The sequence below is a fragment of the Pseudomonas sp. GW823-FHT02F05 genome, from assembly GCF_058797315.1.
The window spans coordinates 120,297-134,537 of record NZ_JBXAJM010000003.1 but is presented as its reverse complement, the minus strand read 5'-3'; the positions used below and the strand labels follow the sequence as shown (position 1 = coordinate 134,537).

The window sequence follows — 14,241 nt, the reverse complement described above, 5'->3', positions numbered from 1 at the left end:
GCAAGCTGACAAAGTTGTAATCTAGCAGTCAGCTGGCTGGCAGCGAGGCCATCTTAAAGTGTTGCCCAAGCTGGATACCTAATTTGGAGAGTGAAAGATGGCGTTGCGTACACCTCTGTTATTGGCAGGCTGCCTGCTGGCGTTGAGTTTCAATGCCCTGGCAGATGCGACTCACACCTACGCGTTCGGCCAGCCGGCCCCGGCGGATAAAGCCACGCGCACCGTTGAAGTCACGCTGCGGGACATTGCCTTTGAGCCCAAGTCCCTGGACGTCAAGGCCGGTGAAACCGTGCGCTTTGTGCTGGTCAACAAAGGCCAGTTGCTGCATGAGTTCAACCTGGGAGACGCGGCCATGCATGCCGCCCACCAGAAAGAGATGTTGCAGATGCAAGCCAGTGGCATGCTCACCGCCACCGGCATGGGCAAGATGGATCACAGCGCCATGGGCCACGGCGACATGGGCGGCATGAAGCACGACGATCCCAACAGTGTGTTGGTGGAGCCGGGCAAGACGGCCGAACTGACCTGGACGTTCAAGCAGGCCACAGGCCTTGAGTTCGCCTGCAACCTGCCCGGGCATTACCAGGCGGGCATGGTCGGCAAACTGACCGTTGAGTGAGGCGTTTGTTAAGGGCGGGAGCAAAGGCTGGTAGACTGGCGCGGTTTATTTAGCCAGGTTTCCGCCATGCATCCCGCAGCCGAACATTCGCCGCTGGGCAAGTCCAGTGAATACATCAGCACCTACACGCCTTCGTTGCTGTTTCCGATTCCACGCGCCGCCAAGTGGGCCGAGCTGGGCCTGAGCGCCGAGACCCTGCCGTACAAGGGCGTGGATTTCTGGAACTGCTTCGAACTGTCCTGGTTGTTGCCCTCGGGCAAGCCGGTGGTGGCCATCGGTGAGTTCAGCATTCCGGCCGACTCGCCGAACATCATCGAGTCCAAGTCGTTCAAGCTGTACCTCAACTCGCTGAACCAGACCGCGTTTGCCGATACGCAAAGCCTTGAAGCCACCTTGCGCACCGACCTCAGCTCTGCGGCCGGCAAGCCAGTGAGCGTGCGCATTCGCAGCCTGGCCGACATCGAGGCAGAAGGCGTGATGGCGTTGCCGGGCGTGTGCATTGACGGCCTGGATATCAACGTCAGCAGCTACGAACACCCGCGCCCAGAACTGCTGCGTTGCGATGATTCGCGCGTGGTGGAGGAGAGCGTGCACAGCCACCTGCTCAAATCCAATTGCCCGGTGACCAGCCAGCCTGACTGGGGCAGCGTAGTGGTGGAATACCGTGGTGCGGCGCTGGATCACGCCAGCCTGCTGGAATATATCGTCAGCTTTCGCCAGCATTCGGACTTTCATGAACAGTGTGTGGAGCGGATCTTCCTGGACTTGCAGCGCTTGCTCAAGCCGGAGAAGTTGACCGTGTATGCACGGTATGTGCGTCGGGGTGGGTTGGATATCAATCCGTATCGCAGCACTGAGAACACCCAGTTCCTGAACGTGCGGCTGGCGCGTCAGTAAGCCTTCATACAAAAAACTGTGGGAGCTGGCTTGCCTGCGATTGCGATTTTTCAGTCCTTCATCAAGTGACTGATACACCGCTATCGCCGGCAAGCCAGCTCCCACATTTGGTTTTGTGTTTGGCTTGGGCTCGGGTTAGATGCCGATATTGCCAAGGGTCAGCACGATATTGCGCAACGTCCCGGCAATGCCTGGATGGTCCAGTTCAAAACCTTCCACTGCCCGGTTCACATCGTCAGCGATGCTGGGCGTCTGGGTGGCCGGTTCCATTTCCAACTGGACTTCGAACTTGGCGATCAACTCTTCCAATGCTTGACGTTTCTCGGCGGGCAACTCGGGATGATTCTCCAGTTGCTCACGCACAATATCGGCCTGCTGTTGTAACTTCTCGCGATCAGGCATGACGTTCTTTCCTTTTATCGATAGGCACTGGCATAGACCACGGCGCACGGCGAAAGGTCTACGGGCTGACCTGTAGATTAATCCACTGGGGTCAACTGTGCATGATCTCGATCAGGGCTTCTCGCCCTTGAGCTGGCGCAGGCGGATGTCGGCCAGGCAGGTGCCGAGTTCGCCGAGATGGTCGATCACCGAGTGCACGCCCAGGCCATAGAGCGCCACCGTGGCCTTGCCGCGCTTGTGTTCGCGTTGCTGCTCGGTCAGTGCCTGCCATTGCCGGGGCGACAGGCCGCAGAGCGAACCGCAGGAGGCCAGGCCGATGGTCCACAAACCGGCATTCAGGCCCGATTGCAGCAGACGCGGCTCGCCGCTGACCAGTACGCAGCCTTCCAGACGTTCGATGTTCAACTCCATCAGCGCTTGCCAGCAGGCGTGGGGCGCAGGCCAGCGAATGGAGGAGGGCGAGGCGGCCTTGAGCCAGCCCGGCAGGCCGGCGCAGAGTGGCGCGGTCACGGCGGGAGGCAGTTCGTCCAGCCAGGCGCAGGGCACGCCTTGTTCTTTGAGACTGCGCAGGATTTTCAACGCGCCTGGCGTGGCCTCGGCGTCGGCGCAAGGTGAGTCGGTGCGCGCCAGGGAACCAAAATCCACCAGGCAGCCACTCAGGCCAAATAACACGGCGGTCAATGAGGGGGCGGCGGCGACGGCAATCTCGGCGTGTGGCATCTGAACGTCCCTGAAATAGCTGCCACGCTATCGGGGTGGCATGACAAGGGGATGACACTGTCGATATTTGTAGGAATTTTGTGCATTTTCCCTAAGACGATTCTAGGTAGCTGCCTAAATCGACACTTCCGTCATATACTGACAGCCTTATTCAGGGCATAGCGCCCATGACAGACCATTCAAGGAGCAAAAGCTATGCGCTGGAGCCAGTACTTCGCTCAGCTATCGGTGTGTGCCACCATCCTGTTGGCACCTTTCGCTGCCCAAGCGGCCTCGGAAGATGACCCGTGGGAAAGTGTCAACCGCCCCATCTTCACCTTCAACGATACCGTTGACACTTATGCCCTCAAGCCAATCGCCCAAGGCTATCAGTTCGTCACCCCACAATTTGTGCAGGACGGCGTTCACAACTTCTTCCGCAACATCGGTGATGTCGGCAACCTGGCCAACAACGTGCTGCAACTCAAGCCGCACAATGCAGGCGTCGACACCGCCCGCCTGTTGGTCAACACCACATTTGGCGTACTGGGCTTTATTGACGTCGGCACCAAAATGGGGCTGCAGCGCAGCGACGAAGACTTCGGCCAGACCCTCGGCTACTGGGGCGTGGGCAGTGGCCCGTACGTGATGATCCCGTTGCTGGGCCCAAGCACCTTGCGTGATGCGCCGTCCAAATACGTCGACAGCTACACCCAACCGTACCGCTACATGAACGATATCGGCTGGCGTAACAGCACCTTCGGCCTCAACGTCGTTGACGTGCGCGCCAGCCTGCTCGACAGCGAGAAGCTGATCAGCGGCGACAAGTACACCTTCATTCGTAACGCTTACCTGCAGAACCGCGAGTTCAAGGTCAAGGACGGCAAGGTCGTTGACGACTTTTAAGCTGTGACGTTTTGAAATGAAAAAGGCGACCTTTGTAAGGTCGCCTTTTTTGTGCGCGCTGATCGTTCCCCACGCTCCGCGTGGGAATGCATCCCGTGACGCTCCGCGTCACCTTTGCGCAGGGCGGGATGTTGCGTTAGCGCATTTTCAGAATCTTGAGGCCCAGATGCTGGTCATCGCCTACCGCCTTGGCCCACACCACCTCGGTATCCGCCTCAAGACCCCTGAGCGCGGCGTGCTCTGAATCAATGCGCACGGTCAGCAGGTCGCCCACAGTGAACTGGCGAGGTGCCTGCACCTGCATGCCGGAACTGGAGAGGTCCACGCAGGTGCCGGCAATCTCCTGCCCGGCATGGATCAAAGACACATCGGCATCTATTCGCATGCGGATGAAATCGCGTTTTTCGGCGTAGTCGCGCTCGTGTTCGCTCACAGCATCCATCCTTACTTTGCGTTGTGGTTGTGAGGGTTCTTATAACTCCGGGTGATTTGCGGTGTAAAGACGCCCGGCGACCATCGGCATGAGCTTGAAACCCCTCACGGATGGGAGTACCGTCTGCGCCTTAGAAGGGCACCTCTGCTTTACCGTTGTGCATGGGCCAAATCCCATTGCTTTGTAGGACAGAGAGGCTAGAAAGCGAATCCAGTACGTGAGCCCGGCCATTGCCGAGCCGCCTACGCCAACCTAATTCTGGCGCCGTTTGCCCACATGCAAAAAACCAGTGCCACGCTGCTGATTATCGATGACGACGAAGTAGTGCGCGCGAGCCTCGCGGCCTACTTGGAAGACAGTGGCTTCAGCGTCCTGCAGGCCAGTAATGGCCAACAGGGTCTCCAGGTATTCGAGCGCGACAAGCCCGACCTTGTGATCTGCGACCTGCGCATGCCCCAGATGGGCGGCCTGGAGCTGATTCGCCAGGTGACCGACCTTGCCCCGCAAACGCCGGTGATTGTCGTGTCCGGTGCCGGTGTCATGAACGATGCCGTTGAAGCCTTGCGCCTGGGCGCCGCCGATTACCTGATCAAGCCCCTGGAAGACCTGGCCGTGCTGGAGCACTCGGTGCGCCGCGCCCTGGACCGTGCACGCCTGCTCCTGGAAAACCAGCGCTACCGCGAAAAGCTCGAGACCGCCAACCGCGAGCTCGAAGCCAGCTTGAACCTGCTGCAGGAAGACCAGAACGCCGGGCGCCAGGTGCAGATGAACATGCTGCCGGTGAGCCCCTGGACGATTGACGAGTTCAAGTTTGCCCACCAGATCATCCCGTCGTTGTACCTGTCGGGTGATTTTGTCGACTATTTCCGTGTCGATGAGCGCCGTGTGGCGTTCTACCTGGCCGACGTTTCCGGCCACGGCGCGTCTTCCGCGTTTGTTACCGTGTTGTTGAAGTTCATGACCACACGGCTGTTGTTCGAGTCCAAGCGCAACGGCACCTTGCCGGAGTTCACCCCCTCCGAGGTGCTGGGCCACATCAACCGGGGCCTGATCAGCTGCAAGCTGGGCAAGCACGTGACGATGGTCGGCGGCGTGATCGACGAAGAAACCGGTCTTTTGACCTACAGCATTGGCGGTCACCTGCCGATGCCTGTTTTGTACACTCCTGACAGTGTGCGCTACCTGGAAGGGCGTGGCCTGCCCGTAGGCTTGTTTAACGAAGCCACCTACGAAGACCACATCCTGGAACTGCCGCCGACCTTCAGCCTGACGCTGATGTCTGACGGTATTCTGGACCTTCTTCCAGAGCCTACACTCAAAGAGAAAGAAGCCGCCTTGCCCCAAAAGGTCAAGTCGGCGGGCGGCAGCCTGGATGGCCTGCGGCAGGTTTTTGGATTGGCCACGCTAGGGGAGATGCCGGATGATATCGCCCTATTGGTGTTGAGCAGGAATCTTTGATGAGTACCGGAAGAATCCAATTCGCCGAGCAAGACGGGACCTTCGTCCTGAAATTTGTCGGTGAAGTGCGCCTGACCTTGTGTTCGGCCCTGGATGCGACGATCGAGCGGATCTTCACTGCGCTGAACTTCTCGGCGATCGTGATCGACCTGACCGAAACGCGCAGCATCGATAGCACCACCCTGGGCCTGTTGGCCAAATTGTCCATTCTGTCTCGGCAGAAGGTCGGCCTATTGCCGACCGTGGTCACCACCCACGAAGACATCACCCGTCTGTTGCAATCCATGGGCTTTGACCAGGTGTTCAACATCGTTGACCGCCCCATCCCGTGCCCTGAGTGCCTGACCGACCTGCCGTCCCAGGACCAGTCCGAGGAAGTGGTGCGGGTCAAGGTGCTGGAAGCGCACAAAATCCTGATGGGCTTGAATGAGTCCAACCGCGAAGCCTTCCACGACCTCGTCAACGCCCTCGAGCGGCACTGACGGCCTCCCTGCCCAAACACACACAGTCCAATGTGGGAGCTGGCTTGCCTGCGATTACGCAGTGTCAGTCGATGAAGTGTTGGCTGGCCCACCGCTATCGCAGGCAAGCCAGCTCCCACATCGGACGGCGGTGACACCGACGCACAAAAAAGGGCGACACCCTCACAGGTGCCGCCCTTTTTGCTGCTATCTGCTTTTACAGCTTGGCCGACAACAACGCCTCCAGTTTCTCCTGGTCCCGAGCAAACTGACGAATCCCCTCCGCCAGCTTCTCAGTCGCCATCGCGTCCTCGTTGGACTCCCAACGGAACTGCGCTTCAGTCATATGCACACGGGCCTCACCGGCATGGCCTGGCGCCAATTTGCGCTCCAGCTTGCCTTCATCGGCTGCCAGCTTCTCCAACAGGTCCGGGCTGATGGTCAGGCGATCACAACCGGCCAGTTCCTCGATCTGGCTGAGGTTACGGAAGCTCGCACCCATCACTACTGTTTTGTAGCCGTTAGCCTTGTAGTAGTTATAGATGCGCGTCACCGACTGCACGCCCGGGTCATCGGAGCCGGTGTAGTCGTTGCCGTTGGCCTTCTTGTACCAATCGTAGATACGGCCCACGAACGGCGAAATCAAAAACACACCCGCTTCAGCACAAGCCACGGCCTGGGCAAACGAGAACAGCAGCGTCAGGTTGGTCTGGATGCCTTCTTTTTCCAGCTTCTCCGCGGCGCGGATGCCTTCCCAGGTGGAGGCGATCTTGATCAGCACGCGGTCACGGCCAACCCCAGCCTTGTCGTACAGGTCGATCAGACGGTGCGCACGCTTGAGAATCGCGGCCTCGTCGAACGATAGACGCGCATCCACCTCAGTGGAAATACGGCCCGGCACGACTTTGAGAATCTCTTGACCCACCGCCACCGCAAAGCGGTCACTGGCCAGGCCCACATCGCCGTTGCAGTCCTGCACGCACTCATCCAGCAGCTTGGCATAGCCAGGAATCGACGCAGCCTTGAGCAGCAGGGAAGGGTTGGTGGTCGCGTCTTGCGGCTTGAGCTTGGCGAGGGTGGAAAAATCGCCGGTATCGGCTACGACGGTGGTGAATTGCTTGAGTTGTTCCAGCTTGGAAGTCATGGGCGTGCTCTGTCCTGTGGGTCTAGTGACATTACCCGAGCGCTGGCAGGCGCTCAAGGGCGCAAATGCGTTAGGTCGTTTGCGAGGGCAATAACCTGGAAACGGCCGTTTGAATCACCGGCCGTGGTGCTCAATTGGAGGGCAAAATCGCAGCTAGGTTCAACTGGATTCCACCCGTCCTGCGCCACTGGTTTCAAGCCAGTTGATAGAGGCAATATCAATGTTTTGAAGTTGTGAAAAGTTTATTTTCCAGCTCTTTAGTTGTTGCCGTTTTTACTTGTGCTATACCTGACTGGCAAGCGCTAACTTGGGCCGATAAAAACTCTGATGACATAACTGTCCGCGGCGAAGTGTGTGCGTCTGTGCATTAAAATCTGCTGGTTCGTTAGTTTGAAAGCAAAGGAGAGATGTAATGAAACGGAATATATCAACACTATTCGCCGCCCTGGGTTTTATTTGTTCAACAACGGTATTTGCCGATGTGACGGTACAGCAGGCCCTCAGCGCCGGTTGTTACGATACCCAGGAAATGCGTGGCATCATTGACACTGCCAAGGCAGGTAAACCCATGGGGAGCCGCACCCTGGAAAAGGAAAACGAACTGACCTCATCCTACGGCGGCAAGATCACCGATACCAGAGTGACTGCGCCTGCCACCTGGGTGTACCGCGCGTATGAGAGCGCGGACACCAACAATTGGCACGTCCAGAAACTCAAGGCCGGGGTGATCTACTCCAAAGCGCAGAACGACCTGGACAAATACCTCAGGGACGGTGGTACACCCGAAAAATACTGGGCCATCGATGGGCCTGACCTACACGCGCTGGGTTTTATCGGTGCCACCTACACGACAATGCGACTGCTCGCCTTACAGTCCAGCGACACCCCGAAAAGTCAGTTCGTGAGTTTTGCACTGGACTACGCCACCACAGGAACCTTTGGAGACGCCGTGTATGCACTGCAAGTAAACCCGAACTCACCCATTCTGGGGTTGGTTAACTGCAAAACGCCAGGCGGTGAAGTTCAATTTCAAATACTCGGCGGCACCACATTCAACACGCTTTACCGAAAAGTCAGGACCGATAAAGATTGGAAAAGGTACAACCGCGACACCGACCAATGGGTAACTGTGCCCAAAGGAACAGTGCCGGAAAACTAAGCAACAGTGCAGCAAGGGCCGGCAGCACCTGCCGCGCCCTTGCAATCACCGCTAAATATGTGGGAGCTGGCCTGCGATAGCGCCGGTACACCCAGTGAGCACTTACCTGACACTCACCAGGAAAAAATGTGGGAGCTGGCTTGCCTGCGATAACGTCGGTACGCCCAATGAGCATCTACCTGACACTCGACCAATCACCGCCCCTCCAACAACGTCCCCGCCTGATCCAGCAACGCCAACGGATCCGCCGCCTTATGAATATCCACCGACAACAACTGCCTGAACTTGCGCGCCCCTGGAAACCCCGTGCCCAACCCCAACACATGCCGAGTAATGTGATGCATCGTCCCACCACTGGCCAAATGCTCAGCAATATAAGGCCGCAACTGCGCCAACGCCTCCGCCCGGCTAATCACCGGCGCCTCACTGCCAAACAACCGCTGGTCCACCTCCGCCAACAGATACGGATTGTGATAAGCCTCCCGCCCCAGCATCACCCCATCAAACGTCTGCAAATGCTCCTGGCACTGCTCCAGCGTCTTGATCCCACCATTGAGATTAATCTCCAACTCCGGAAAATCCCGCTTCAACTGCGCCGCCACGTCATAACGCAACGGCGGAATGTCCCGGTTCTCCTTGGGCGACAACCCCTCCAGAATCGCAATCCGCGCATGCACGGTAAAACTGGTGCAACCGGCGTTCTTCACCGTCCCGACGAAGTCACACAACTCGGCATAACTGTCCCGACCATTGATGCCGATACGGTGCTTCACCGTCACCGGAATCGACACCGCATCGCGCATGGCCTTCACACAGTCCGCCACAAGGGCAGGGTGCGCCATGAGGATCGCGCCGATCATGTTGTTCTGCACCCGGTCGCTGGGGCAACCGACGTTCAGGTTCACTTCGTCGTAACCGGCGGCCTCGGCCATTCGGGCGCAGGCGGCCAGATCAGCCGGAACACTGCCGCCCAACTGCAGCGCCAGCGGGTGCTCGGCTTCGTTGTGGCGCAGGAAGCGGTCGTGATCGCCATGGAGGATAGCACCGGTGGTGACCATCTCGGTGTAGAGCAGGGCGTGTTTGGAGAGCAGGCGTAGGAAGAACCGGCAGTGGCGGTCGGTCCAGTCCATCATGGGTGCAACGCTAAAGCGCCGAGACAGTGCGGGGCTTGATTCTGCTGGGCTAAAGCTCTGTTTATCTAGCATTTTACTCAACGTGTTCTGGGCGTGTTTTGGGGCGTTTTCAGGCGTTTTTTAAGGCTCGGTGGTACGATGTACCACTCAAAAACTGACGCGTACCACTTTTGATATGGCGACTATCAGGGCAAGAAAACTGGCAGATGGGACAGTGAGCTACACGGCTCAGATCCGCATCAAGCGCGACGGAGTGCAAGTCTACCAAGAGAGCCAGACCTTCGCCCGAAAACAGGCCGCCCAGGCTTGGGCGCGTAAGCGCGGGGCTGAGCTGGATGAGCCAGGTGCGATCGAGCAGGCCAGCCGCAAGGGCGCTACGGTTAAAGAGATGAATGCTCAGTACCTGGTCGAGGTTGAGAAAGCCCGGCCATTGGGCAAGACCAAGCGCGCGACGCTGACAGCCATCGGCGAGACATACCTAGGCCAGTTGACCGATACGGACATCAACCCCCAGACCCTCGTCGACTTTGCCCTTTGGCGAATGAGCAAGGAGGGCGGTGGGGTTCAGCCTCAAACTGCCGGCAATGACCTGGCGCATCTGGGCGCTGTCCTGGCGATTGCCAAAGATGCGTGGGGGTACCAGGTAGATCCGCTCGCGATGGGCGGTGCTCGGCGGGTACTTAGGAAGCTGGGCTACAACCTCAAAAGCCGCGAACGTGACCGCCGGCCGACGTTGGACGAACTGGGCAAGGTGCTGACGCACTATCAGGCCATGCAAAAGAGGCGACCGACTGTCACAAACATGCTGAAGGTCGTGGGTTTTGCCCTGTTCTCCACGCGACGGCTGGATGAAATAACCCGTATTCGCTGGGCGGACGTCGACGAGCCAGGCCAGCGGGTGCTGGTGCGCGACATGAAGAACCCTGGGCAGAAGATCGGTAACGATGTTTGGTGTTACCTGCCTGACGAGGCGTGGCAGATCCTCCAGACAATGCCAAAGGCCGGCGAGGACATATTTCCCTACAGCCCTGAGTCAATCTCCACATCCTGGGCGAAAGCGTGCAAGTTCTTGGAGATTGCAGATCTGCACTTCCACGACCTTCGCCACGAAGGTATCAGTCGCCTGTTTGAAATGGATTGGGATATCCCGCGTGTGGCGAGTGTTTCCGGCCACAGGGATTGGAACTCAATGCGGCGCTACACGCACTTGCGTGGTAAGGGAGACCGCTATTTGGGGTGGGAATGGCACGAGAAGATATTGAGGGCGCCCGTCCAACTGGGCGCCGCATCAATTAAGTGGCTTAAACGACGTGTTTTAACCCGTTGAGCTGGTTGTGCTCTTTAACTGCAGCTGCACGCTGTAGATCCAGGTACGCGGCCAGGTCGGTTAGGTGGATGCCTTTGGCCGATTTCTGGCTTGGTTCCAGGCGGGTGATGGGCAGCTTGATCTGACCGCCCATCACCTTGCGCTGGAACATGTCCGGCGTCAGGTGCGTGAAGTAATCACGACAAACTATCTCCAGCGGGATAATCGCCTGGCCATCGTATTGGGCCATCAGGATAAAAGCTGTGTTCATGGTGACTTCCTCACAGCCGAAACGATTGATGAATTGGAGGTCCGGATGCCTCGGTCTTCATGAAAACAAACCAGTGCGTTCCGCCTTTCTTTCCGCTTGGGTGACCGAACAGTGGCTGCTGATCAGTAAGTGACAGAATCTGGCTGGTGCGGATCTGCGTTTCGTTCCACTTGAAAACCAGTACACCGTCGGTGGCCAACACCCGAAAACACTCTGCGAAGCCCCTCCGTAGGTCTTCCTGCCATGTTTCCGGGTTTAGTATTCCGTACTTAGCTTTCATCCAACTCTCAGCCCCGGCCCGCACCAGGTGCGGCGGATCAAACGAAACCAACTTGAAGGATCCATCTGCATAGGGCAGATCACGAAAATCAAGTGTGACGTCTGGGCAGACGCTCAGTGTCCGCCCATCACACAAAGCTTTGTGCTCGGTCCTGATGTCACCGAAGATGACCGCTGGATGCTTCTTGTCGAACCAAAACATTCGGCTCCCACAGCACGGGTCAAGAATTGTCTTGATCATGGTTGTAACTCCAGCTGGGCCACGCTCAACGCGATAGCAGCAGGTTGAACCCAAATCGGCATGCTGTTGAGCATGAAGGTCTCACCAGCCTCGGCCAGTAAGATGGTGGTGCCCATCACATATCCGATTGCCTCGGCTGCATTCGGTGGTACGGCATTACCGATCCGTTCGCGCCAGGCTTGGTCGCTGGCTCCGTCCAATTCGAAGAAACGAGCCTGCTCAATTTTGCGAACGTACTGCTCAAGGTGGATTTCGTGGGCGGTCTTTGGATCTGCGGACCAAAGCTCGTCAGGGTTGATGAGCGATTGAAGCGCGGCCAGCTCAAGAGTGGTAAACGGGCGGTGCCAAGTGCCGTCGAGACTTTCAATAACGCAGGTGAGCCGGTCGTTGGCCGCGGGCATGCGAGGATCGGCGACCGACCACCGACCATTGTCCTGACGGGCACTCGCCGAAACGGCGCCACACTGGTCATTCCAATCAACAACCCCATAGTGTCCACCGGTCAGGTAGGCATCGCCTTTGCCACGTTTCATACCAGGACGCGGATCTTGAACAGCAAAGGCACCTTGGCCCGTGGTGCTGCCGGCGATGACAGTACGCGAGACACCATCCCATTGGGCTACGTTGTATTTGGCATGTCCAATGCCGGGATCGCGTGGGTCAGCAACGCTGAATGTCCCTTGCCCGGGCGATTTGACGCCGATCACCGCGCCGCTTGTTTCATCCCAGCGTCGAACACCGTATTGCTGATATTGCAAGGCACCGGCCCTGGCGCGTGGGTCGGCCACCGAGAATTTGCCGTTGGTGGGACCGCTGCGTGCGGCGACGGTACCGGCGGTTTCGTTCCAGTCGTGCACACCCAGAAAACCGTCGCGGAATTTTGGGACGATAACTAGGTCGCGCAGGTAGCCGTCCTCGATCACTAAATCGTTCAGGCAGCGCCAGTCTTTGCCAGCGTCGACCAGGGCTAACCGTACCCATGTTTTCCATTGCAGCGCTGGCACTCGGTGCATCGGCCCCGCTGCTTCCATATCCCCGGCCATAGGCATGCGACCGAGGACCGAACCGACAGACTTGAGGGTTTTCCTTTCCGGCTCGTACAGGAAAGGCGGCACCTTTTCGATATGGCGAGCTACCAGCAAGAAGCGCTTGCGGCTTTGGGCCAGGCCACCGATGACGCCACAGTCGTGGGTAGTTTCCGCAACTGCATAATGGTAGTGGTTCAGCAACTTGTTGATCTGATCCAACAGGTGTCGGCCACGGGTTGCCAGGCGGGGTACGTTCTCGAAAACGATCAATAGCACTGGATCATCCTTCCAGGCTTCGCACATCAGCCACACGCAGCGCAACGTCAGTTCGTTGAGCGCCTGGTACTTTGGCGTCAGACTCATGGATTCCGACAGCAAGCCCGACGCGCCTTTGCAGGGGCTGGAAATGAATACGGCGTCCGGTCTACGTCCGCCGGCAGCACGGCGAATATCTTCCGGGGTTGCTTCACGCCACCCGGGCGGTGGTTCTTTGCCGTGGAAACGAATGTATTGATCGCGGGTGAACAGGTCCAACAGCGAGCCTTTCACACCGCTTAAACGTTCGAAGTCGCGCAGCCCGGCCGGGTCTACATCGATGCCACCAATGCATTCCCATTCCGCCTGAACGTTACCAACCTTGGGTTTTGCCCGATTGAAGCCTTTGGCTCCGCCACCGACACCGCAGCAAAAATGGAAGTGAGTGAGGGTGCGCTTAAGCATCGGACACCTCCACCAGCTCGACGTCGTCGTAACCAGGTGCGTCCACGTCAGCTGCAATTACGCGGATTCCGCATACGCCGTATGGCCCAGGCTCAGTGCCACCCCAGCCTTCCTCGTTGTGAATGTCTTCGGTCCAAAAGGGTCCAGGGTGTTCACCCGTCATACGGTTTTTGGTGGTGATGCTGAAGCTTGCTCCGCCTTCGCTCAGCATCCGATAGATCATCGTCTGACCAAACAACCGGATAACGGTCCTGATGACATCACCGTTTTCAGCGGCGAGCCGGTCTGCGGCGTTCGACCAAAAGCCATTGATCATGGAGGCGATTTCTTCGGTCAATACGTCGTGATTCACCTCAAGTGTGACTTCGTATTCCTTCCACGTTTCCTTGACCAGGTATCGCTTGATGCTCGGTGGGGTGCTAGCCTCTACGGCGCTGCTGCTTGGGTTCTGTGCTTGCATGGTGCTGCTCCTTAGTAGTGGTAGGTGTCGGGGAGTTGGCGCTCCTCGACACCATCTTTCAGGCCGGTTTGGCCTGGTCTTGCTCAATGATCGTTATGACTTCGTCTCGGTCTTTCGCATAAGCGAAGGGCAGTTCGCCCCCTGGGCGAGTGATGGGGTAGCGCGACTCAGGCAACCGGCACAGCGCGACGGTGTAGCCGTTGTCGGTAACCCAGCAGTTCTGCTGGACTTGCCCGTCCCTATTGCGTTTCAGCGCCCATTTCATGCCCATGTCCCGATCAATTCTTCCCAGATGGCATCGCCGTTGGGGAGGTACGTGTGCACCTCTTGCTCCGGCACGTAGTCGAGTTGCAGTACTGCCAGGCAGTCGTCGAAAAGAGCGGTGTCGAGGCCGCGCAGGCTGGTCAGAACGAAGGGGTAGTCGCGGCCGTTGTAGAGCCCTAGCAGGAAGCGACCGATCACTGCGCTCTGGCCTGTATCACGCTGGGCGACAGGGACCAGTCGGGCCAGCGCTTCGATACCGGCCTTGCGGACGGCAGGGCGCTTGGCTTCGAACTCCTGCAGTTGTTGGAACCAGTTGGGCTGCTGTTTTTGGGCAGGCGTAGTCATACGGATTCTCCTTTTA

At 58.1% G+C, this 14,241-nt stretch carries 18 protein-coding genes; 7 read left to right on the top strand and 11 right to left on the bottom strand.

Annotated features, from left to right (window positions below; all coding sequences use genetic code 11):
* Positions 1 to 97: 97 nt before the first annotated feature.
* Together copI and queF are read left to right on the top strand one after the other, a co-directional pair.
* Positions 98 to 619: a copper-resistant cuproprotein CopI gene (gene copI / locus AC1RAC_RS05725; protein ID WP_057975697.1), complete on the top strand. Its 522-nt coding sequence runs from the start codon at positions 98 to 100 to the stop codon at positions 617 to 619.
* 66 nt (positions 620 to 685) lie between these two features.
* Positions 686 to 1,516 carry an NADPH-dependent 7-cyano-7-deazaguanine reductase QueF gene (gene queF, locus AC1RAC_RS05720; RefSeq protein ID WP_034126657.1) on the top strand — a complete coding sequence of 277 codons (831 nt, stop codon included), beginning with the start codon at positions 686 to 688 and terminating at the stop codon, positions 1,514 to 1,516.
* A gap of 135 nt (positions 1,517 to 1,651) precedes the next feature.
* Here the strand turns inward: queF and AC1RAC_RS05715 are convergent, their stop codons facing one another.
* Together AC1RAC_RS05715 and pcrP are read right to left on the bottom strand one after the other, a co-directional pair.
* Positions 1,652 to 1,918, bottom strand: a complete 267-nt coding sequence (locus AC1RAC_RS05715; protein WP_014717525.1) for a DUF4404 family protein — start codon at positions 1,916 to 1,918, stop codon at positions 1,652 to 1,654.
* 111 nt (positions 1,919 to 2,029) lie between these two features.
* A complete protein-coding gene (gene pcrP, locus AC1RAC_RS05710) occupies positions 2,030 to 2,638 on the bottom strand; it encodes an HAD superfamily inactivated hydrolase PcrP (RefSeq protein WP_034126658.1) in 609 nt (202 codons plus the stop codon).
* A gap of 195 nt (positions 2,639 to 2,833) precedes the next feature.
* Here pcrP and AC1RAC_RS05705 point away from each other — a divergent pair, with 195 nt between their 5' ends.
* Positions 2,834 to 3,523, top strand: coding sequence for an MlaA family lipoprotein (locus AC1RAC_RS05705; RefSeq protein ID WP_003189688.1), 690 nt, complete (start codon positions 2,834 to 2,836; stop codon positions 3,521 to 3,523).
* A gap of 136 nt (positions 3,524 to 3,659) precedes the next feature.
* On the opposite strand, the gene AC1RAC_RS05700 is transcribed toward AC1RAC_RS05705, so the two are convergent.
* Positions 3,660 to 3,956, bottom strand: a complete 297-nt coding sequence (locus AC1RAC_RS05700) for a PilZ domain-containing protein (RefSeq protein WP_060764547.1) — start codon at positions 3,954 to 3,956, stop codon at positions 3,660 to 3,662.
* Between the two features lie 276 nt (positions 3,957 to 4,232).
* Between AC1RAC_RS05700 and rssB the strand changes: the two genes are divergently transcribed.
* Positions 4,233 to 5,414, top strand: coding sequence for a two-component system response regulator RssB (gene rssB / locus AC1RAC_RS05695; RefSeq protein WP_014717527.1), 1,182 nt, complete (start codon positions 4,233 to 4,235; stop codon positions 5,412 to 5,414).
* Positions 5,414 to 5,896 carry an anti-sigma factor antagonist RssC gene (gene rssC / locus AC1RAC_RS05690; protein WP_003172602.1) on the top strand — a complete coding sequence of 161 codons (483 nt, stop codon included), beginning with the start codon at positions 5,414 to 5,416 and terminating at the stop codon, positions 5,894 to 5,896. Before rssB ends, rssC begins: the two co-directional genes overlap by 1 nt.
* Positions 5,897 to 6,092: 196 nt before the next feature.
* On the opposite strand, the gene tal is transcribed toward rssC, so the two are convergent.
* Positions 6,093 to 7,019 (bottom strand): transaldolase, encoded by a 927-nt coding sequence (gene tal, locus AC1RAC_RS05685; protein WP_019818234.1) that lies wholly within the window; start codon positions 7,017 to 7,019, stop codon positions 6,093 to 6,095.
* A gap of 412 nt (positions 7,020 to 7,431) precedes the next feature.
* Here tal and AC1RAC_RS05680 point away from each other — a divergent pair, with 412 nt between their 5' ends.
* Positions 7,432 to 8,178: a hypothetical protein gene (locus AC1RAC_RS05680; protein WP_054919936.1), complete on the top strand. Its 747-nt coding sequence runs from the start codon at positions 7,432 to 7,434 to the stop codon at positions 8,176 to 8,178.
* Positions 8,179 to 8,372: 194 nt separating this feature from the next.
* On the opposite strand, the gene dusA is transcribed toward AC1RAC_RS05680, so the two are convergent.
* Entirely contained in the window at positions 8,373 to 9,383 is a 1,011-nt protein-coding gene (gene dusA, locus AC1RAC_RS05675) for a tRNA dihydrouridine(20/20a) synthase DusA (RefSeq protein WP_492616376.1), read from the bottom strand.
* A 103-nt stretch (positions 9,384 to 9,486) separates the two neighbouring features.
* Between dusA and AC1RAC_RS05670 the strand changes: the two genes are divergently transcribed.
* A complete protein-coding gene (locus AC1RAC_RS05670; protein WP_492616375.1) occupies positions 9,487 to 10,638 on the top strand; it encodes a tyrosine-type recombinase/integrase in 1,152 nt (383 codons plus the stop codon).
* On the opposite strand, the gene AC1RAC_RS05665 is transcribed toward AC1RAC_RS05670, so the two are convergent.
* Genes AC1RAC_RS05665 through AC1RAC_RS05640 form a run of 6 tightly spaced genes read right to left on the bottom strand, consistent with a single transcriptional unit; the run spans position 10,613 to position 14,225 of the window.
* Positions 10,613 to 10,888 carry a pyocin activator PrtN family protein gene (locus tag AC1RAC_RS05665; protein WP_492616374.1) on the bottom strand — a complete coding sequence of 92 codons (276 nt, stop codon included), beginning with the start codon at positions 10,886 to 10,888 and terminating at the stop codon, positions 10,613 to 10,615. The two genes, AC1RAC_RS05670 and AC1RAC_RS05665, sit on opposite strands and share 26 nt — an antisense overlap.
* A 10-nt stretch (positions 10,889 to 10,898) precedes the next feature.
* On the bottom strand, positions 10,899 to 11,408 hold the full coding sequence (locus AC1RAC_RS05660) for a class I SAM-dependent methyltransferase (protein WP_492616373.1): 510 nt from the start codon (positions 11,406 to 11,408) through the stop codon (positions 10,899 to 10,901).
* On the bottom strand, positions 11,405 to 13,156 hold the full coding sequence (locus AC1RAC_RS05655) for a DNA cytosine methyltransferase (RefSeq protein ID WP_492616372.1): 1,752 nt from the start codon (positions 13,154 to 13,156) through the stop codon (positions 11,405 to 11,407). The genes AC1RAC_RS05660 and AC1RAC_RS05655 overlap by 4 nt, the downstream gene beginning before the upstream one ends.
* Positions 13,149 to 13,616 carry a DUF2528 family protein gene (locus AC1RAC_RS05650; protein ID WP_492616371.1) on the bottom strand — a complete coding sequence of 156 codons (468 nt, stop codon included), beginning with the start codon at positions 13,614 to 13,616 and terminating at the stop codon, positions 13,149 to 13,151. Before AC1RAC_RS05650 ends, AC1RAC_RS05655 begins: the two co-directional genes overlap by 8 nt.
* 58 nt (positions 13,617 to 13,674) lie before the next feature.
* Positions 13,675 to 13,881 (bottom strand): hypothetical protein, encoded by a 207-nt coding sequence (locus AC1RAC_RS05645; protein ID WP_492616370.1) that lies wholly within the window; start codon positions 13,879 to 13,881, stop codon positions 13,675 to 13,677.
* Entirely contained in the window at positions 13,878 to 14,225 is a 348-nt protein-coding gene (locus AC1RAC_RS05640; protein ID WP_492616369.1) for a DUF7673 family protein, read from the bottom strand. The genes AC1RAC_RS05645 and AC1RAC_RS05640 overlap by 4 nt, the downstream gene beginning before the upstream one ends.
* Positions 14,226 to 14,241: the final 16 nt, after the last annotated feature.